Here is a 20,030-nt window from a genome sequence, read left to right on the forward strand (position 1 = left end):
TTTCTTTTTACTCACAAATCAAAATATGTGAGTAAAACAGTTTCGAACATAAAAGGATTATTTTTCTACGCAGCGAACGAAGCAAGCATCCTTACCGCCACTTGTACCCCAACTACCCATAGGATAAAAATCGAATGTAAAATAATTAAAATCCCATCCTACACTGTTTTCCGTTGTACCATTTACCTTATTCTCTCCGGTCTTATCATACCAGTATATCGCACCAGGACGCATATATATGTCATAAAACAATGGGCAGTCATTGACACCATTAGGATAAGCATCACTTACATCAGTCGGCTTGAAATATGTATTTCTACTTGATGCATATCGCAAAATTCCCTTATATTGATTTTCCGCTAATTCCCCTCTAGAATCTTTCCTATGACCATAACCGGAAGCACCTATCGGGAAAAATAGATTTTTTCCTGTTTGTTCGTTATAAACAAAACATCCTCTCATTCCACGTATCTTTGAGGTTGTGTAATCATAACCGTACACGTCATTTAGATCATCAGCAGTTTCTTCTGCCCCATCTCCATATAACACTCCATATCCCTGTTTTATATCATCACTATCAAACAATGCCTGATAATCCGAGGCACTGGCAACCTTCCAGCCGTTTTTGGGCTCCGTAAAATCTTCATTCCGGGTTATATCACTCCACTTCTTCTTTTCACCACTTCCGGCTATTGTAAAGAAGCCATCTTCAGGGTATGACTTTTTAAAATCCTCAGGTACGATATTAACCCAATATTCCTTGGGATTCTTATTATTCAACGCATCAATAGGGTAGGTCCAATTACCACGCCCGAACAGAGAGCCTTCATCCAGCGGAGATTCCGCTTCTTCCGTCTTTGTCCTCATATTCTTGGCATGCCATCTCGTTCCACCGGCTATCAAGTCATCCGGACTATCCCCCTGCCGTACAAATATAAGGTGATAGCAAGTATAGTTGTGGTATTCTACCCTTATGATGGCATAACGAGAAGTATTGGCATCACACGTCCCGTCAAAATTGACATTAAAATCAATCTCAGAACCGGTTTTCCCATATACGGTATCTTTTATGCATTCCGACATTCCACTCCCTTTGTCAAGGTTGATAACCCGCACTGAACTTCCATCGCTGTTGCAATGCCTTACAACATACGCCTTCCACGGGCCTTCTGACACAAATGTCTCAAATTCGGTTGCATTCTCTTTTGGCAAGCGTTTCAACACCACATGAAACGGTTCACTCTTTCCGCTGCTACGATATATGCCTTTGGGATTGACAATACGGCGCACTTGATAAATGGTTACCATATTTTCAAATGTTTTTTCCAAACCTTTCAGTTTGGTAGTAATTTTGACTTCTGCCTTCCGATGATATGCGACATAAGGATTGTTACCGGTATAAGCCGTTTCTTTTATCAATTGTTTGGCACGCGTATACATAGGTATAAAGATATTGTATGTATTCGCTTCGGTAGGATGTTGTTCCACACGGTATGTATCTGTCGAATCGGAACCGGTTGTAGTATGTTCTCCCACACTCATGTCTGTATATGTACGTTCTCCTCTTTTAGGAGCTTTTTCATAATGCTCTTTATTAGAATCCACGTTTACCGAAGTGGTCGTTTTGCGAATAACCAGATCTACAGTCTTATGCAATGAGAGGAAACCATTCCACTGATTAGCATTCCCTTTGTCCATTTGGGAGTAATATATCAAGCCACTGGCATTATACGGAGCCCAACGGTTATCCGTAATTTCCGCCTTGATATATTCAATTTCACGTCCACCTGTATTTACTTTGATAGGGTACATCATTGAATGATTATACAAATATGATATGAAATAGGGTTCCGGAGTTATAACACCTGGTTCCGGTTCCTCATATTCGATATGCCAGTCTACATCATTGGCAAAATTTTTGAATCTGAGCGTCAGTTTGTAATGACAGTTGCGCTTGGCGTTATAGTCTTTGTAAATATCCTGACCAAGCATGAACCGGTATTTGATAGAACCATTGCCAATTCTTTCTGAATTAATGGATACATAATATGCATCTACTTCTACATATGTACCATATGGCATACCATCCTTAAATTTATAACCGGGATCTCCCGGCATTCCGGGAGCGTCAAGCCCGTCTTTTCCATCAGCGTCCTGCCGCTTGTCCTTACCTTCCCCCTGCATATTCTCATAAAAGTATACAGCAACGGAGTCTTCATGATGGGAACCATAATAAGGTTTTCCCCGTGTGATACGCGGGCCGTTATATTCATGGTCGTAAGTTGTAGGCAAGCTGCCTTTATAGTATTTTAGTTCCTCACCGTCCAACAAAGTTTTATCCAGTCCGTATCCCTCGGCACCTACATTATTATCCTTCCCCAAATAACATTGCATCGGAATATCCTTTATCTGTACCGACCTGAGGTACACAAAAACACCTTCTTTCAGACGGCTGCCGTCATAAGCAATTGTAAGCTTCGAAGCAGCCCGGCGCAACCATGAATGCAGGTAGATGCTCGGTCTGTTGATGGTAAGAGGTTCGTTTTCAGGCTGGTCTTTCTTGGTCGATGTGAAATATCCAAGCATCTGGCTGTTTTTGCCAACTTCACCGGAAACATTATGCCAGGTTAACGGAATACGCTTAAGTCCGTCTATGGTCTTGATATAATCGGAATACTTCTTGGCTAGAAGATCGGGAACATTGGCAACAGCATAAATATAGTATCTGCCAAAAGGTATTTCTTTTAATTTGAAAGTGGCACGTGGAGTCTGTGTCTCTGCAGATATTTTATTGTCTGCGTCTGCGTCCACACGTTTCTCATCGGTGATTTCAAAATCCAGAATCTGACGGCTTTGATTCTCCACAAGGTTTCCGCTTTCATCATACAACAAGACATAAAGTGTCTCTATTTCTTTAATCGCATCTCCTGCCGCCCTTGTGTTCTGCGTAAGCCCCGAAGCCATAGGACGGAAATCTACGGTGGCAGACACCGTGCTCTGCCCCTCTCCAGGTGATTCCGTTCTTTCAAACCAGTCGTCCACACAACTTGCCATGCTGAGGACAAGTATGAACAGAAATGTATATAATATATCACGTCTCATCATCTTACCGTATTATCGTTCTTTCTTAGTATGTTACTGTCGTTTCATTTATAATCCGAAATCCGGGTTAAGAACAACCTCGCTATAAGGTATTACATCCACTTTCACACCCTCCTCCCAGAAAGTGACGTCGACCAGTATATGAGTATTGCGGAAAAGGGCTTTCAGATTCGGAAAAAGCCGGGTAAACAATACTTCTTTCTCTTCTGAGGCCCCGGTTTCTCCTTCAAGATTTTTCTCTGTCAGATGAAGGGTCATCGTATAGGCTTGCTCTCCATATTCTTGCGTTCCATCTTTGAGGTTCTTACTTTCCGGGAGATAAAACACGGGGAACATTTTTTCACCGGGAGTGGGAGCTTCATTCACATGATATGTAAGACCGGGAACAAGAGTCGGGGAACGAACAATGACTGCCTCGTGAGTCTGCCCGGAAGGAATATCGTAATCCTGTATCCATCCTCTCCTATCCGCCAGCGTCACATCCTCCGGATGCTTTTGTGACTCATCCGCCACTTTTTTCATCCAATCAACCCAAAAGAACTGCTCGTCCTCAAAAAACATCTCCTTTTCCTTTTTATGAGGGATCAGATAGGTTTTCCCCACTATTCCGGAAATAGTAATTGCATCCACACTGACAGCATTTTCACGTTCGTTCGTAAAATGGAATGCGAATTTGGTAGCAGCACGAACCAAATAGAACTGCCGTTCTACCAGGCTCTCCGCATTGACCGGAACATCATATACCGAACTCATAGGAATGGGGTTCCTATAATCAGGAGTGAAATACAATTCGTCCACAATGCTCCTGAATGTATTATCACCGACTGTCAATGTTTCCAATTTTCCATGAAGTTCGGAAGATACACTCTCTTCGTTAGCTATCAGGTATATTTTCTTCGTTTCATTCCGTGTCACCTCTAATATTCTGAAACACTCGGTTTGAGGGAAGTTACCGAAATCAACATAGACGTTATGTTCCACACTGCCGTCCGCATGGAGGACAACAATGCGTAACGTGTACATATATTCGACAGAGTTATCCGCAGAGATATCAACCGCACGGGTTTTATCAAGAAGAGCGGTATGCAGGATGAGTGTAGCGGTGGAAGTATCCGGCTGTACTTCGTCCATACAGCCATTCTCTCCGCTGCTACACGCTGCCAACAGTAATGCCCAACCGGCAAATACTGCCATCCATACTGTATATCGCGATATTTTTTTCACTCTATATCCACATTAGAACGTACCACTTTCCATGAAAGGATTTGTATCACTGTACTTACCCATTTATTGTCTTCGTCAAGAAAAAATGTCATATTATACTCATCTGCCCGGTCGAGAAATTCCTGTTCGGACATATTCCTGTTACATTCGCCTCTTACCAACAGAGCGTAGTCAATAACGGGAATGGAAACGACTAGTTTTCCTTCCGTAGTATGAATCGTCAACATCGGACGTGAGTACAGGTTCCAGTCTCTTTTCACCAACCTGCTTACCGTAAGTTCTGCTACGGCAGCCTTGACTGTTGTCACAGCACGGTTCCCGACTTCGGGCATTACATCCACACCGGATTTTGTTAGTACATCAACACCAGCTTCACCCGAATAGGTGGACCAAGCACGATAGGTAATCGGCTCATCATTGATCAATGAGTTATCATGTGCCATCCAGCCGTTCCGGTCTTCAATGCTAAAGACAAAGTCGTCAGCGTTTATATCTTCTCCGGAAAGATGCTGAAGCACCACACGAAATACGTTCGTATCCTTCGTCAGGGACATGACATATGTATACTCGCCCCCATCATCATTTACAGGCAGACTGACATCGAGAGTGCCATGAAACAATGGATGTAAGTCTTTTCTAGAACAAGTGATACGTTTTTGAGTACCTGTTGCTTCGTCTGTCTCCAAATCATATTGCCGTTTCAACTTACAATGTAAATCTTCCAGATGGCATCTATGCGATACGTCGGGCAAAGTGAAGGATTCTTCGTTATCAAGTCCGCACCATGCGACAAGATGGTAATCACCAGGATCAAGGTCAAGAGACATGGTATAATCACCTGATGCAAGGATACTGCTTTGTTCGGCAGACTGCCATACCAGCTCTCCTTCAGGATTGAACGCGTAGAGTCTGACAGACTTCACTTCATGAGCAAAAGCATCGGCAAACTTCAGATTCATATCATAACGGAATTTCAGACGGTAGCGCACGGAGCAATCGCCTTCTTCGTTATAAATCATACTATCACACGATACGAACAGGAAAGCACGCACTACGACTGTCAATGCTGCTATTCCCCAACATTTGATATAAGACAGTGTGTTCATTATCTATCATTTCTTATTAATGACCAATATATATAGTCTGCGGGTGGAACCGCAGTGGAAATTTCTAATTAAGTGGAAACCCAGAATCTTCTTCAGGATTTCAAAAACGGCATCTCTCTTTACGCCGATAGCCCAAGCGCTTTCTTTACATTAAAAGGATGGCGGAACTCTCTTCCGACGGGAAGCGGTCCCGCCATCAGGATTACTTAGTGGTTGTTTTTATGGTTCTGTTTGCTATGAATAATCACCATTCCAAATCAACATTCTGTTTTACAACTCTCCATGAAAGAATATTGATTCGTGCAGCAAGATAAGTATCATCATTCTTCGGATGTTGCGGAACAATCTTTTCATCAGGATTCAAAACCGGAGTTCCAAGACCAGCAACAGAAGTGATGGCAATATCATAAATATGGTTACGTACTACCCCAAACTTACCCTTAGTTTCTTCCGCACTTTCTTCATGCTTAATGTCAGTATAATAATATGTTTTACCGGATGACCATATTCTTGCACCAATCGAATTCTTATTGGCAAGTATCTTATTTACGTCATCATGGGTAGTATACGCCTCTCCATTCGCTTTATAGAATGTCACATCTTTTGCCGTCTCTTCATTCAACTGCAAATAGCTCAAATATCTCTTACTGTCTTCTGAAGAATTATCAGCGACACCTGCATCTATACCGGAAACAAGTTTCACCATATCCTTACTAATTGATACCAGTTTCTCATTCTCGCCATCTTCTTCTTTTGTATAAATCTGAGTATTTACAATACCCAACATTGCTGTCAATGCACCGGCTTCGGTATACTGTGTTCCACCCCATTCAGCCAAACTAACAAAAGTAGCCTTATTGTTCTCATCGACTGTCACCAATCGGGCTGCAATAATCGCCTGAGTACGATTGCTTAGAGCATCAGCCGAGACGTAAGTGGACTTTGTTCCATCAATATTATCTGCCGCATTTTCAAGACAGTATGCATTATGACCATCATATGAAGTAGAATTTCCATTTTCAACTCCTATAGTGCCCACCTTCTTAGCTATTTCATTATAGCTTAAATAACCAAGTGTAATATTTGCCGGGTTCTGTGCCCAATAAGAACGATAAAGAGCAGACATATTCCAAGTCCAACCTAAATTCCAGTCAGAATCTACTTTTTTGAAAAGATATGTTTTATCAGCAGTACCCGTCACATCCCATCCAGTAAAAATAGCATATACAACTTTTGCGTCTTCTCCTTCACCAACAGTTATATTGGTGTCACTGTCTTTTGCTGTTTTCAACGGAACGGCTACATATTCTTTAGCTACGCCATCTTCTTCTAATGTTACTGTTTTGGAAGAGACTCCTTCTTTCCATGCAGTATACAATCTTGCTTTAGCCCATACGCGTTCTACATAGATATTTACCGGATCCTCAGTGGCAGCCTCTGGTCTAGTTTTCAACTTATCTGCAGTTACCTCAACCTCACAACAGAAACTCTTGGAACCAAAAACAGAACTTGTCATCAAGAAACCATCATCTGCAGAACCAGACGATGCTATCTCATCACGAAGTTGACTCAAAGACTTGTTAGCATCACCTAAGAAACAATTGGTACCTACTCCACCGTTAAGTACTGCAACCATAGATTTAAGACCATCTACATTGTCATCCTTATCCGTTTCAATAACGAGCACTGCATCCACTTTTTCCTCAATATTAGGCATCTCGCTTTCAGTACTTCCCAAATCTTTGCCTTCAAGTGAATAATCATAATAATTTTTTCCTTCACGTCTTACCGGACAAGCAGAACCATCTGCTTTGAAGAAATAAAAACGTATCGACTTCACTTCATTTTCATTCGCCAACCCTTCTTCAAACAAATCTCCATCCTGATTTCCGGGATTTGTTTCTGCACGTGTCCTGATAGCTGCCGGATTAGCAATCCGAACAGACAGAAAACGACTCTGACCGTCAAATTCCGGACCGTTGGTTTCGGGCATAATTTCATCGCTGGAACAAGCGCTAAACACCATTACTCCAAGCAAGCCCCAAAATAAATTTGATAACTTCATAAAATTAAATGTTAATGGATTAATAAATTATTTTTAGCTTTCTCTATTTTATCTATCTCAATAAGGATTATATCAGCCTGTTCTACTCCCATCGCTTTCGCATCATTGAGGAGCCTTCGCGCATTATCATAATCTTCAATAAGAAAGGCACATGCTCCACGTGCATAAACTGCCTGTGATGAATCTCCCGCCTTAAAAAGATAGCGTTTTGCACTTTCAAAATCCTTACGCTGCATTGCGGAATTCGCTGCATTCAGATTGGCAGTCTCATCATCAGGATACATTCTCACTGCCGTTTCAAACACGTCGTTGAACTCAACGCTTCCCGGTTCGTACGTCCGTGCCACAAGATAGAATTCATTGAGACTAAGTTTCTGGGGTTGCACCCTCATGACGCGCTTTATCTCTTCGACATCACTAAAGCTACGGATGACGTAGTCTATACGATAGTCTGTATGACGTAAGGCCGGATAACAATTCTGCAACAAGAAGCGGTATTCCTCCGGATAAGTCCGCTTTATCTTCGCTTCTTTAGTATCCGGTTCCAGATTGCTGTCAATCATGTCCAGTATCTCTGTACGGTGTGCCAGATTAGTTTTTTCGACATAACGGCGCAAACCAGCCCAATCTTCCGGCTCATAGTCCGTAATTATCACACTATCCTTGAAATGATATAACTGATTGATATAATGCTTCAAAGCTGCCGTACGACCTATTGCCAGATCTCGATTATGAGAATACGGACTCTCGGGCGACGCATATCCTTTGAGCCATACGGAAGTGATAGTGATGTCATTATCATTCCGCACAGAATCTATAGAGGCTTGGATTTTACCCAGTTCATGCGTATTCCGACGATATTCAGGATAAATGACCGTCTTGTTGACCGGGAAGTCAATGAAGGCCGAACCGGAGAGCGAGCGACTCTTGACAGCCTCTGCCTGAGGGTAGACATAAAGCAACTGCGGAGACAACGGAAGTACTTCCATATAGCCGCCCAACGGCTCCACACATTCTGCCAATAGCGTGTTGCAACAGCCATAATCACTGCGATACAATTCCAATGCTGCTCCGTTCATCCATCCATAATATGGAATAATGGCATGGTATGCCACATCGGAGGGTTTTGAACGCGCTTTAAATGACATTTCTTTTGCACCGGACAGCATACTTTCTCCATTACGCACATAATAATAATAACGTTGACGCCCATAAACTCCTATTGACGGAAGTTCGAGCGTATCTGTAGCGCACACAAAGCGGGGAGTAAGCAATACAGCCCTGTTTATATCTACTTCCAAAGGGGACAAGCCCATATTCATGTCAACCACTATATATTCACCGTTCCGTTCAATCCTAAGACTATCAGTTGTCACTCCGACTGTTTGCTGGGCATTCAACATACAACCTATTCCCAGCAATGCTGCTATAATAAAAATAAATTGTTTCATAACTAAACGCTTTTAGAATAAATAGACTAGATTTACCGCTACCTTAGTGGGACCGAAATAGTTATGCGGTTTATTTTCACTAACTTTCTTTCCACATCCGGCACACCTGAAACGATCATAACGGGTATAGGAATAACCGACACCTATTTCCGTCTCGATGTTCCAATGCCGCCCCAATATCCAGGCATACCCATAGGCAACACCCGCGCCTACAAACCAGCCTTGATACCGGGTGCTTTTAAGCGTCGAGAAATCAGTGCCCAGTAAACTAAAATCTGTATCAATGCCACCTATATTATATTGTCCGCCGTGCAGATGGGCTCCGATAAAATGCCCCGCAAAACGGTCGCAAAACCAATAACGAGCTCCAGGTTGCACTGCCCAATGCTTCCACCGGCGATCATGAGACAAAGTCCATGCATTGACCTCTCCGGAAATGTCGAGCGTCCAACGAGGAGCCAGCCCTACCTCCAAACTGGTATTTATATTTAGAAAAACATCGGATAAAATATTGGTCTTTACTGCCACATCTTGTGCACAAACCGGATGAGCCACAATATTCATGACTATTATCAGAAAAAAAATCCCTAGTTTCATCATTTATGTGTATTCTTATGCTAAAATATTGTTGTTATTTCCTATGAAATATCATCCAAACAGGCAAAGCTACAAACAGACATACATTTTGCCGATAATCCAAGAATATAACTGTTTAAGTTTTCCTTGTAAATATGTTCATACCCCAATCATATCCTTTTTATAGCCTTATCTAATACTTCTCTTATCAAGAAAAGTACCACTAATACTGAATATCTGATATTTACATATTTGCATTACATGGATATGTCATTCCGATTAACATTTGACAAAAAATGCTAATATTATTTGTTGTAAAATAAAAAAGTTTATTTAATATAATAAGATATACCCTGTTTTTTGTAATTTTGCACTGTTTAATACTTTTCTTGATAAGAAAAGTACCAGATTAACAACGTGTTTTCATACTTTTTTTAATCATTATAAGGAGTTGATGATAAGACTATTAGCCTTATCAATAGCGGAAGTATCCAATGAAGCAAGATAAATTTTCGTAGTATTCTCAGAATCGTGTCCCATAGCTTCGCAAATCACTGAAATAGAGATATTTTTACTTTTGGCTATACTTGCCCAAGCGTGGCGCGCAACATATGTTGTCAGCGTTACATTCAAGTTCAGCAGTTTTCCAATCATTTTCAATTTCCTGTTGATTAAATGTGCCGCATTTTGATATTGCCGCCTCTCATCTTTTGCAATATCTTTTATTATCGGTAGCAGGTAAGGTGTATCTACCGTATCATACTTATTGATAATCTCCTGCATAGGCTTTTCCCATTTGATAAAAAGCTGCTGATTCGTTTTGTGACGCCGATAAGACAAAATACCGTTCCGGATATCTTTCTTTTTGAGAAACGCTATATCTACGAATGACATCCCACGGGTATAAAACGAAAACATAAAGATATCCCGGGCATAATCCATCGATGGAGAAAATTTCAATTCCAGATCCCTTATTTGACGGATTACTTTTATGGGCACAGCGCGTTTCATAGTCTTGTCAATTCCGGTATAAACATATTTGAACGGGTTACGTTGCACTGTCAACTCTTTATCTACGGCACGATTATATATTGCCCGCAAATTTCTCATGTAATAGGAAGAGCTGTTGGGACATACTCCGGCAGATTTCAAATAGGTTTCATACTCGACCATAAGAACAGAATCGATACTTTCAATAAGGATATCTCCACGTCTTCCCATGAAACGCTCAAAACTATTCAAGGCCACCGTATAAGTTTCAGCAGTACGCTCTTTACCAACCTGCTCCAGCTGCATAACAAGTTCCCGTCCAAACGAAAGGAAACCACCGGCTAAAGAATCCTGAAAAGACTTCACCACATCTTCTGAGGTAAAGGTAGCCGTAGTTCGCTTGAGCCTCAAAACAATTTCCCTGAGTCGGGACTGATCTTCTAAAATACATTTTCTCATTGTGACCAAATAATGTGCACGTATTGCGTCATCAGCAGGAATGATGATTAACGACAACCGTTTGTCCCATTCTGAGGGAAAAAGCTTGTAACCGGTGTTTATGCACCTTACAACCCTGTCATGAATCACTTGATAAAACAAAGTCCCCTCTTTATCCAAAATAGAGGAAGGACGAAATTTGAGTTTTACTGTTGCCATATAAGCTATATTTTGAATTAAACAATTAGTGATATAACAAATATGGAAATAAAAAAAAGAGACTGAATAACTTTTTATTGTTAAACAGCCTCTTAATATTGTTTTTTTTCAGAGTTTACCCGGAATTATCTACCACTTGTAGTTAATACCGAAACTGAGCAATTCCTTTAACTGGAAATAGCTGTCACCCTCAGTGGGTTTGGAACTATCATCAAAACGGGTGTGAACATAAAGTTTGGTAGAGAGATAACGGTTCAGAACAAAATTGAATGTGTTTTCCCATTCTACACGAGCCCAATGGTAGTTAGTCAGATAGTTGAGACGGGATTCCAATGACACGGCAGAAATGATATTCCAGTTAAATGTCGACTGCAACTGCGAACCGAAGTCATTCTTGGAGCATTTGCCTTTATCCAGACCGAATTTCGTTTCATCCACTTCCGAGTTGTCAATATAACGCAGGTTATAAGTCAATGGCGCCATAAAGACAGAAAGGTTGAATTTCTTTTTATTCAGCTTATAGTCCATACCGATACTGACCGCCAAATCGGCCGGAGACATGAAAGCTGAAACCAGATCTTCGCTGTTGGCCTTGTATCCATTGAAAAACTGGGTTTTGAACTCAGAGGAGATCGTATAATACCAATTCTTCAAGGCTCTCAATCCCAGTTTGTTATAGATGCGAAGTTGATCGGTTGTAAAGAGATACTTATGATATTCGTCCGACGGGGTGGAAGTCATACCCGCTTTCGCTTCAAGCTGGTTTTCAAACAGCACTTTCTCATTGTCATTATAGTTTGCGAAGATCAGAAAAGTAGCTAATCCGGAGAAGTTGCTCTCCCCCCCCTTATACCAGTTGTCCGAAAGGTGGTTCTGGCTGATCTGTAATGAACCGTTACCTCCTACAACCCACCAGTTGGGGCGGCTGATCTTGATATCGGCCTTTCCTACATTATCATTCATATCTTCACGTTGAAACAGATGAATCACATTGGCTTTGGGGGAGATCTTCGGTTTCACATCATGCCGGAAAACATCCCGACTCATGATACGGTCTTCCGTAGTAACAACCAAATTCGGATGTTGCAGATAAAGATCCATCAAAGCGTTATTGACTAATGTATTGGCACGTCGGGTTTTGGTAAACGCCAATGTGTCGTATGGTAAAAGTTCCGATGTCAGTTTGGGGGTGGTGTCCGGCTGCACAGGTTTCCATTCCAGTCTTGAATACTGTTCCATCGGGGCATAGTAATACGCCAAAGGAGTAAACAGACGGAAATAGTCGGGATCCGACGGAATATAACGTGGCGGTACAGACGGATCATTCAGATAATCCAATTGGGCTATGTACTTATTATATAAATAAGAAACGGTATCCAATTGGGGTGTCGGACCGGACATATTGAGTTTTAACATTAAATATTTCTGGAGTTCTGCCGAAAGTGTATCCGCTTTTACGACTTTGGCCTTAGCCACTACCGTTGAAGATTTGGGAAGTGAAGAATTGCCGACATTTTCCTGTGCAAAAAGCGATAACGAAAATAACAACAGGATAAAAACTGAATATAAAGTAGTAACTCTCATCATATTTGTTTATGGTTTAGGCTGCAAAGCTACATTATTTTGTTCAGAAATCATAGGATTCTTTCAAAATTGCATTTTTTAATAAAATTGTAGAGACGAAAGTCTGCATTCTTCCTCTTTTTTTTATAATTTTGCGCTTTTTAAGTTCATAAGAATACTACTAAGTAAACAATTTTAAAAACAGTTATAGCTGTGGGAGAAACAAAGTATATTTTCGTCACCGGTGGTGTTGCCTCTTCATTAGGAAAAGGTATCATTTCATCTTCCATCGGTAAGTTGCTGCAAGCAAGAGGTTATAATGTAACCATTCAAAAGTTTGACCCGTACATCAACATCGACCCGGGAACACTGAATCCATACGAGCACGGAGAATGCTATGTAACGGTAGACGGACACGAAGCCGACCTCGACCTGGGACATTATGAAAGATTTCTGGGCATACAAACGACTAAGGCGAACAACATTACTACAGGACGCATCTACAAAAGCGTTATCGACAAAGAGCGTCGTGGAGACTATCTGGGTAAAACGATTCAGGTGATTCCGCATATCACGGATGAGATCAAACGGAATGTGAAATTGCTCGGTAACAAATACAAATTCGATTTTGTCATCACCGAGATCGGTGGTACGGTAGGCGATATCGAGTCACTCCCCTACCTCGAAAGTATCCGTCAGTTGAAGTGGGAACTCGGTAAGAATGCTCTTTGTGTGCACCTGACTTATGTCCCGTATCTTGCTGCCGCCGGAGAATTGAAAACTAAACCGACTCAACACTCGGTGAAGGAACTTCAAAGTGTGGGTATCCAGCCGGATGTACTAGTACTGCGTGCCGAACACCCGTTAAGCGACGGATTGCGCAAGAAAGTGGCACAATTCTGTAATGTGGATGATAAAGCCGTAGTGCAATCTATCGACGCAGAAACAATCTACGAGGTTCCTATCCTGATGCAGGCACAAGGCTTGGATAGCACCATTCTCGAAAAAATGGGACTGCCGGTAGGAGAAACTCCGGGGCTCGGTCCATGGCGTAAATTCTTGGAACGCCGCCACGCAGCTGAGACCAAAGAGCCTATCAACATCGCATTGGTCGGAAAATATGACTTGCAGGATGCTTACAAATCTATTCGTGAAGCATTGTCGCAGGCCGGTACTTACAACGACCGCAAAGTGGAAGTACATTTCGTAAACAGCGAAAAGCTGACGGACGAGAATGTGGGTGAAGCCTTGAAAGGTATGGCGGGTGTCATGATCGGACCGGGATTCGGCCAACGGGGTATTGACGGTAAGTTTGTAGCTATCAAATATACACGTACACATGATATTCCGACTTTCGGAATCTGTCTTGGTATGCAATGTATCGCCATCGAATTTGCCCGCAACGTATTGGGATATACAGACGCCAACTCACGCGAAATGGATGAGAAGACTCCGCACAATGTGATTGATATCATGGAAGAGCAGAAAGCGATCACCAATATGGGCGGAACCATGCGTTTGGGTGCTTACGAGTGTGTATTGCAGAAAGGCTCTAAAGCATATCAGGCATACGGAGAGGAACATATTCAGGAACGTCACCGTCACCGTTACGAGTTCAATAATGACTACAAGGAACAGTACGAAGCTGCCGGTATGAAATGTGTAGGTATCAATCCCGAATCGGATCTGGTGGAAATCGTAGAAATTCCGACATTGAAATGGTTCGTAGGTACGCAGTTCCATCCGGAATATGGAAGCACGGTACTGAACCCGCACCCGTTGTTCGTGGCGTTTGTGAAAGCGGCTATCGAAAACGAAAAGTAATTAGTAATTTGTAATTAAAATAAGAATGGATAAAAATACCATCACAGGTCTCGTTTTAATAGGTATATTGTTAGTAGGATTCAGCTTTCTGAGCCGTCCCAGTGAGGAACAGATAGCTGCGCAAAAAAGATACTACGATTCTATCGCTCTTGTACAACAGCAGGAAGAGGCGCTGAAAGCAAAAACGGAGGCAGCATTGGCTAACAGCAAGAAAGAGGCGGCATCTGCTGCCGATTCATCCTCCCTGTTTTTCAATGCATTGCAGGGAACAGACTCTAAAGTCAGTATCCAAAACAATGTAGCGGAAATCACTTTCACAACCAAAGGCGGACGTGTCTATTCGGCCATGCTGAAGGATTACATGGCACAGGACAAGAAGACACCGGTTGTACTGTTTGACGGTGACGATGCATCGATGAATTTCAACTTCTATAATAAGGAAGGAGCTATCCAGACAAAGGATTATTTCTTTGAAGTGGCAAACAAGACGGATAGCAGTGTGGTCATGCGTCTGGCGGCAGATAGCGCAAGTTATATAGACTTTATCTACACGTTGAAACCGGACAGCTATCTGATGAACTTTGAAATCAAGGCGACAGGTATGACAGACAAATTGGCAAACACCAATTATGTGGATATCGACTGGTCACAGCGTGCCCGCCAACTGGAAAAAGGATTCACTTACGAAAACCGCTTGGCAGAGCTTACTTATAAGATCAAAGGAGATGATGTGGATAATCTGTCGGCAGCCAAAGACGACAGCAAGACATTGGAAAACCGCATTGACTGGGTAGCTTTCAAGAACCAGTTCTTTTCTTCGGTATTCATTGCCGAGCAGGACTTCGACAAGGTTTCCGTGAAATCAAGAATGGAGCAACAGGGAAGCGGATATATCAAAGATTATTCTGCTGAAATGAATACTTTCTTCGATCCATCGGGTAAAGAGCCGACAGAGATGTATTTCTATTTTGGTCCGAACCACTTCAAAACGTTGAAAGCATTGGATAAGGGACGTGACGAAAAATGGGAATTGAACAGACTGGTATACTTGGGTTGGCCGTTAATTCGCTGGATCAATCAGTTTATCACGATTAACGTATTCGACTGGCTGTCGGGCTGGGGCTTGAGCATGGGTATCGTGCTGTTGATTCTGACCATCATGGTGAAGGTTGTGGTTTATCCGGCTACGTGGAAGACCTATATGTCATCTGCCAAGATGCGTGTACTGAAACCGAAAATCGACGAAATCAACAAGAAATATCCGAAGCAGGAGGATGCGATGAAGAAGCAACAGGAGGTGATGGGGCTTTACAGCCAGTACGGGGTAAGCCCGATGGGCGGCTGTCTGCCGATGTTGTTGCAGTTCCCTATCCTGATGGCTTTGTTTATGTTCGTGCCGAGTGCTATCGAACTACGCCAACAGAGCTTCTTATGGGCTGACGACCTTTCTACATACGATGCATTCATTACATTTCCGTTCCATATCCCGTTCTTAGGCAACCACCTCAGTTTGTTCTGCTTGCTGATGACGGTGACTAATATTCTGAATACGAAGTACACAATGTCTATGCAGGATAATGGAGCGCAACCGCAAATGGCGGCTATGAAATGGATGATGTATCTGATGCCGATTATGTTCCTGTTTGTCTTGAACGATTATCCGTCAGGTTTGAACTACTACTACTTCGTGTCGACCTTGATTAGCGTAGGTACCATGATTCTGCTTCGCAAAACGACTGACGAAACAAAATTGCTGGCTATCCTGGAAGCGAAAAAGAAAGACCCGAAACAAATGAAAAAGACCGGATTTGCTGCCCGCCTGGAGGCAATGCAAAAACAACAAGAGTTATTGCAGCAGCAAAGACAGAATAAGAAATAAGGAAGAAAATCCTATTATATTCTGAAAGAGCCGGACATCCTACTTGGGTTGCCCGGCTTTCTTTCTCTAAAAATGAAATAAGATGAAAACAAAATATACTTATAAACAAATTTGGACAATAGCCTACCCTATCCTCATCAGTCTGATCATGGAGCAAATGATCGGTATGACGGACACTGCTTTTCTGGGACGTGTCGGGGAAATTGAACTGGGTGCGTCCGCCATTGCCGGTGTATATTATCTGGCTATTTTCATGATGGCATTCGGATTCAGTATCGGTGCGCAAATATTAATTGCCCGCCGTAACGGAGAAGGGAACTACAAGGAAATAGGACCGATCTTCTATCAGGGAATCTATTTCCTGCTGGCTGTTGCCGTCATTCTATTCACGCTGTCCATCGTATTTTCACCACATATTCTAAGGAATATCATTTCGTCACCACATATTTATGATGCAGCCGAAAGTTATATCCATTGGCGTGTATATGGTTTCTTTTTCTCGTTTGTCATGGTGATGTTCCGTGCATTCTTTGTTGGTACGACACAAACAAAGACACTGACTCTGAACTCCATTGTCATGGTGCTTTCGAATGTGGTATTCAACTATATCCTGATTTTCGGTAAGTTCGGTTTCCCGCAACTGGGAATTGCCGGTGCCGCTATCGGTTCTTCATTGGCGGAAATGGTATCGGTGATTTTCTTTATCATTTATACCTGGAAGCGGATTGACTGCAAAAAATATGCATTGAATATATTACCCAAATTCCAAAGAAAGACATTGAAGCGGATTCTCAATGTTTCGGTGTGGACGATGATTCAGAATTTTGTTTCTTTGTCTACCTGGTTCATGTTCTTCCTGTTCGTAGAACATCTGGGAGAACGCTCACTGGCTATCGCCAATATTATCCGCAACGTATCGGGAATACCGTTTATGATTGCAATGGCTTTTGCCGCCACCTGCGGTTCGCTGGTCAGCAACCTCATCGGGGCGGGCGAACAAGATTGTGTTCGAGGAACCATCAGACAACATATCCGTATCGGATACGTATTCGTATTGCCGATTTTGGTTTTCTTCTGTCTGTTTCCCGACCTGATTCTAAGTATTTACACGGATATGCCGGATCTAAGGGCTGCCTCTGTACCTTCATTATGGGTGTTGTGCTCCGCTTATCTGGTGTTAGTACCCGCCAATGTCTATTTCCAATCGGTATCCGGTACAGGAAATACGCGGACTGCATTGGCAATGGAGCTTTGCGTATTGGCAATTTATGTAGCCTATGCCACGTACTTCATTCTCTATCTGAAAATGGATGTCGCCTTCTCTTGGACAACGGAAAGCGTGTATGGTACTTTCATCCTGCTCTTCTGTTATCAATACATGAAGAAAGGAAACTGGCAGAAAAAGAAAATCTAAATTCTTTTTTCACTATCTTCGCAAGAAAATAAACATTTTATAAAATATATGAGACAAGCTAATTTATTTATGATGTCGGCAGCAATGTTGTTAACTGCCTGCGGAGGAACCAAAGACGCAGGCAAAACGGATCAGGTGCTTATCAAGAAATCGGATATCAAGATCGAAGGGAAGCGTATGACTCCCGAAGCACTTTGGGCTATGGGACGTATCGGCGGATTCGCTGTATCGCCCGACGGAAAGAAAATTGCGTATACGGTAGCGTATTACAGTGTGCCGGAGAACAAGAGTAACCGCGAAGTATTTGTAATGAATGCAGATGGAAGCGATAACCTACAAATTACCCACACTCCTTATCAGGAGAATGAGGTGACTTGGATAAAAGGGGGCAGCAAACTCGCATTCCTAAGCAATGACAGCGGTAGTAGTCAGCTTTATGAGATGAATCCGGATGGTAGCGAACGCAGACAACTGACTAACTACGACGGAGATATCGAGGGATTTTCCATCTCACCGGATGGCAAAAAGCTTTTGTTTATCTCACAAGTAAAGACTAAAGACAGCACAGTAGATAAGTATCCGGATTTACCGAAAGCTACGGGTATCATCGTTACCGACCTGATGTACAAGCATTGGGATGAATGGGTCACGATGGCACCGCATCCGTTCATTGCAGATTTTGATGGAAATAGTATTTCCAATGTCATAGACATTTTGGACGGCGAACCGTATGAAAGTCCGATGAGACCTTGGGGTGGTATCGAACAACTTGCCTGGAATACAACCTCGGACAAAGTGGCTTATACTTGCCGCAAAAAGACGGGACTGGAATATGCGATTTCTACCAACTCGGATATTTATGTATATGACCTGAACACCAAGAAAACGGAAAATATTACTGAAGAAAACAAAGGATATGATACCAATCCACAATACTCACCGGACGGCAAGTATATTGCCTGGCAGAGCATGGAACGTGATGGATACGAAGCGGATCTGAACCGTCTGTTCATCATGAACTTGGAAACCGGCGAGAAGCGTTTTGTGAGCAAGGCATTCGAATCGAATGTAGATGCTTTTGTCTGGGGAGCAGATGCAAAAGTGATCTATTTCACAGGTGTATGGCATGGAGAGTCACAGATTTATGCGCTTGACCTGGCAAATGATTCGGTAAAGGCTATTACTTCAGGAATGTACGATTACGAAGGGGTAGCTCTTTTCGGAGATAAGCTGATCGCGAAACGCCATTCAATGAGTATGGGTGATGAGATTTACACTGTGGCACTGGATGGTTCTACCACTCAACTGACACAGGAGAACAAACAAATCTATGACCAGCTGGAAATGGGTAAAGTGGAAGGTCGCTGGATGAAAACAACAGATGGTAAACAGATGTTGACATGGGTGATTTATCCTCCACAGTTTGATCCGAACAAGAAATATCCGACTTTGCTGTTCTGTGAAGGAGGTCCGCAGAGTCCGGTAAGCCAGTTCTGGTCTTATCGCTGGAACTTCCAGATTATGGCAGCAAATGATTATATCATCGTTGCTCCGAACCGTCGCGGTTTGCCGGGATTTGGTGTGGAATGGAATGAACAGATTAGCGGCGATTACGGTGGCCAGTGTATGAAGGATTACTTCACTGCTATCGATGAAATGGCAAAAGAGCCGTATGTGGACAAAGATCGTCTGGGATGCGTAGGTGCCAGCTTCGGAGGATTCTCCGTATATTGGTTGGCCGGACATCACGACAAACGGTTCAAAGCATTCATTGCTCATGATGGTATCTTCAACATGGAAATGCAGTATCTGGAAACTGAAGAAAAATGGTTTGCCAACTGGGATATGGGAGGCGCATACTGGGAAAAACAGAATCCGGTGGCACAGCGTACGTTTGCCAACTCTCCTCACCTATTCGTAGAGAAATGGGATACTCCTATTCTCTGTATTCATGGAGAAAAAGACTACCGTATTCTGGCTAATCAGGCAATGGCTGCTTTTGATGCTGCCGTGATGCGTGGTGTTCCTGCAGAGTTGCTGATTTATCCGGATGAAAACCACTGGGTATTGAAGCCACAGAATGGAGTGTTATGGCAACGCACATTCTTTGAATGGTTGGATAAATGGGTAAAGAAAGCGCCGTCCAAATAAAAACGATGCATATTCCTATAAAGTAAAA

12 protein-coding genes are annotated in these 20,030 nt (G+C 42.5%); 4 read left to right on the plus strand and 8 right to left on the minus strand.

Going from position 1 to position 20,030, the window contains the following annotated elements:
* Positions 1-57: 57 nt before the first annotated feature.
* The 8 genes from GD630_RS07635 to GD630_RS07670 all read right to left on the minus strand — a co-directional run bounded on the left by GD630_RS07635 (position 58) and on the right by GD630_RS07670 (position 12,758).
* A complete protein-coding gene (locus GD630_RS07635) occupies positions 58-3,105 on the minus strand; it encodes a DUF4906 domain-containing protein (protein WP_143865640.1) in 3,048 nt (1,015 codons plus the stop codon).
* Between the two features lie 45 nt (positions 3,106-3,150).
* Positions 3,151-4,326 carry a hypothetical protein gene (locus GD630_RS07640; protein ID WP_143865638.1) on the minus strand — a complete coding sequence of 392 codons (1,176 nt, stop codon included), beginning with the start codon at positions 4,324-4,326 and terminating at the stop codon, positions 3,151-3,153.
* Positions 4,323-5,432 carry a FimB/Mfa2 family fimbrial subunit gene (locus GD630_RS07645; protein ID WP_143865636.1) on the minus strand — a complete coding sequence of 370 codons (1,110 nt, stop codon included), beginning with the start codon at positions 5,430-5,432 and terminating at the stop codon, positions 4,323-4,325. Before GD630_RS07645 ends, GD630_RS07640 begins: the two co-directional genes overlap by 4 nt.
* A gap of 244 nt (positions 5,433-5,676) precedes the next feature.
* Positions 5,677-7,497, minus strand: coding sequence for an Mfa1 family fimbria major subunit (locus GD630_RS07650; protein WP_143865634.1), 1,821 nt, complete (start codon positions 7,495-7,497; stop codon positions 5,677-5,679).
* A gap of 11 nt (positions 7,498-7,508) precedes the next feature.
* The gene (locus tag GD630_RS07655; RefSeq protein WP_143865633.1) at positions 7,509-8,948 is read right to left on the minus strand and encodes a DUF3868 domain-containing protein; all 1,440 of its coding nucleotides are present in this window, start codon (positions 8,946-8,948) and stop codon (positions 7,509-7,511) included.
* 12 nt (positions 8,949-8,960) lie between these two features.
* The gene (locus GD630_RS07660) at positions 8,961-9,545 is read right to left on the minus strand and encodes a DUF3575 domain-containing protein (protein WP_143865898.1); all 585 of its coding nucleotides are present in this window, start codon (positions 9,543-9,545) and stop codon (positions 8,961-8,963) included.
* Between the two features lie 420 nt (positions 9,546-9,965).
* Positions 9,966-11,171 carry a tyrosine-type recombinase/integrase gene (locus tag GD630_RS07665; protein WP_143865631.1) on the minus strand — a complete coding sequence of 402 codons (1,206 nt, stop codon included), beginning with the start codon at positions 11,169-11,171 and terminating at the stop codon, positions 9,966-9,968.
* A gap of 129 nt (positions 11,172-11,300) precedes the next feature.
* Positions 11,301-12,758: a DUF3078 domain-containing protein gene (locus tag GD630_RS07670; RefSeq protein WP_143865629.1), complete on the minus strand. Its 1,458-nt coding sequence runs from the start codon at positions 12,756-12,758 to the stop codon at positions 11,301-11,303.
* A gap of 189 nt (positions 12,759-12,947) precedes the next feature.
* Between GD630_RS07670 and GD630_RS07675 the strand changes: the two genes are divergently transcribed.
* From GD630_RS07675 to GD630_RS07690, 4 genes are all read left to right on the plus strand, one after another.
* On the plus strand, positions 12,948-14,558 hold the full coding sequence (locus tag GD630_RS07675; RefSeq protein ID WP_007761204.1) for a CTP synthase: 1,611 nt from the start codon (positions 12,948-12,950) through the stop codon (positions 14,556-14,558).
* A gap of 25 nt (positions 14,559-14,583) precedes the next feature.
* A complete protein-coding gene (gene yidC, locus GD630_RS07680; RefSeq protein WP_143865627.1) occupies positions 14,584-16,437 on the plus strand; it encodes a membrane protein insertase YidC in 1,854 nt (617 codons plus the stop codon).
* Between the two features lie 82 nt (positions 16,438-16,519).
* Positions 16,520-17,851 carry a multidrug efflux MATE transporter BexA gene (gene bexA, locus GD630_RS07685; RefSeq protein WP_143865625.1) on the plus strand — a complete coding sequence of 444 codons (1,332 nt, stop codon included), beginning with the start codon at positions 16,520-16,522 and terminating at the stop codon, positions 17,849-17,851.
* Positions 17,852-17,899: 48 nt separating this feature from the next.
* A complete protein-coding gene (locus GD630_RS07690; protein WP_143865623.1) occupies positions 17,900-20,002 on the plus strand; it encodes a S9 family peptidase in 2,103 nt (700 codons plus the stop codon).
* The last annotated feature ends 28 nt before the right edge of the window (positions 20,003-20,030 follow it).

The sequence above is a fragment of the Bacteroides zhangwenhongii genome (assembly GCF_009193325.2).
Taxonomy (GTDB): Bacteria; Bacteroidota; Bacteroidia; order Bacteroidales; family Bacteroidaceae; genus Bacteroides; species Bacteroides zhangwenhongii.

Coding starts and splice junctions, on each gene's coding strand:
- GD630_RS07635 (WP_143865640.1), bottom strand. CDS start 3,105: ATGATGAGACGTGATATATTATATACATTTCTGTTCATACTTGTCCTC.
- GD630_RS07645 (WP_143865636.1), bottom strand. CDS start 5,432: ATGAACACACTGTCTTATATCAAATGTTGGGGAATAGCAGCATTGACA.
- GD630_RS07650 (WP_143865634.1), bottom strand. CDS start 7,497: ATGAAGTTATCAAATTTATTTTGGGGCTTGCTTGGAGTAATGGTGTTT.
- GD630_RS07655 (WP_143865633.1), bottom strand. CDS start 8,948: ATGAAACAATTTATTTTTATTATAGCAGCATTGCTGGGAATAGGTTGT.
- GD630_RS07660 (WP_143865898.1), bottom strand. CDS start 9,545: ATGAAACTAGGGATTTTTTTTCTGATAATAGTCATGAATATTGTGGCT.
- GD630_RS07665 (WP_143865631.1), bottom strand. CDS start 11,171: ATGGCAACAGTAAAACTCAAATTTCGTCCTTCCTCTATTTTGGATAAA.
- GD630_RS07670 (WP_143865629.1), bottom strand. CDS start 12,758: ATGATGAGAGTTACTACTTTATATTCAGTTTTTATCCTGTTGTTATTT.
- yidC (WP_143865627.1), top strand. CDS start 14,584: ATGGATAAAAATACCATCACAGGTCTCGTTTTAATAGGTATATTGTTA.
- bexA (WP_143865625.1), top strand. CDS start 16,520: ATGAAAACAAAATATACTTATAAACAAATTTGGACAATAGCCTACCCT.
- GD630_RS07690 (WP_143865623.1), top strand. CDS start 17,900: ATGAGACAAGCTAATTTATTTATGATGTCGGCAGCAATGTTGTTAACT.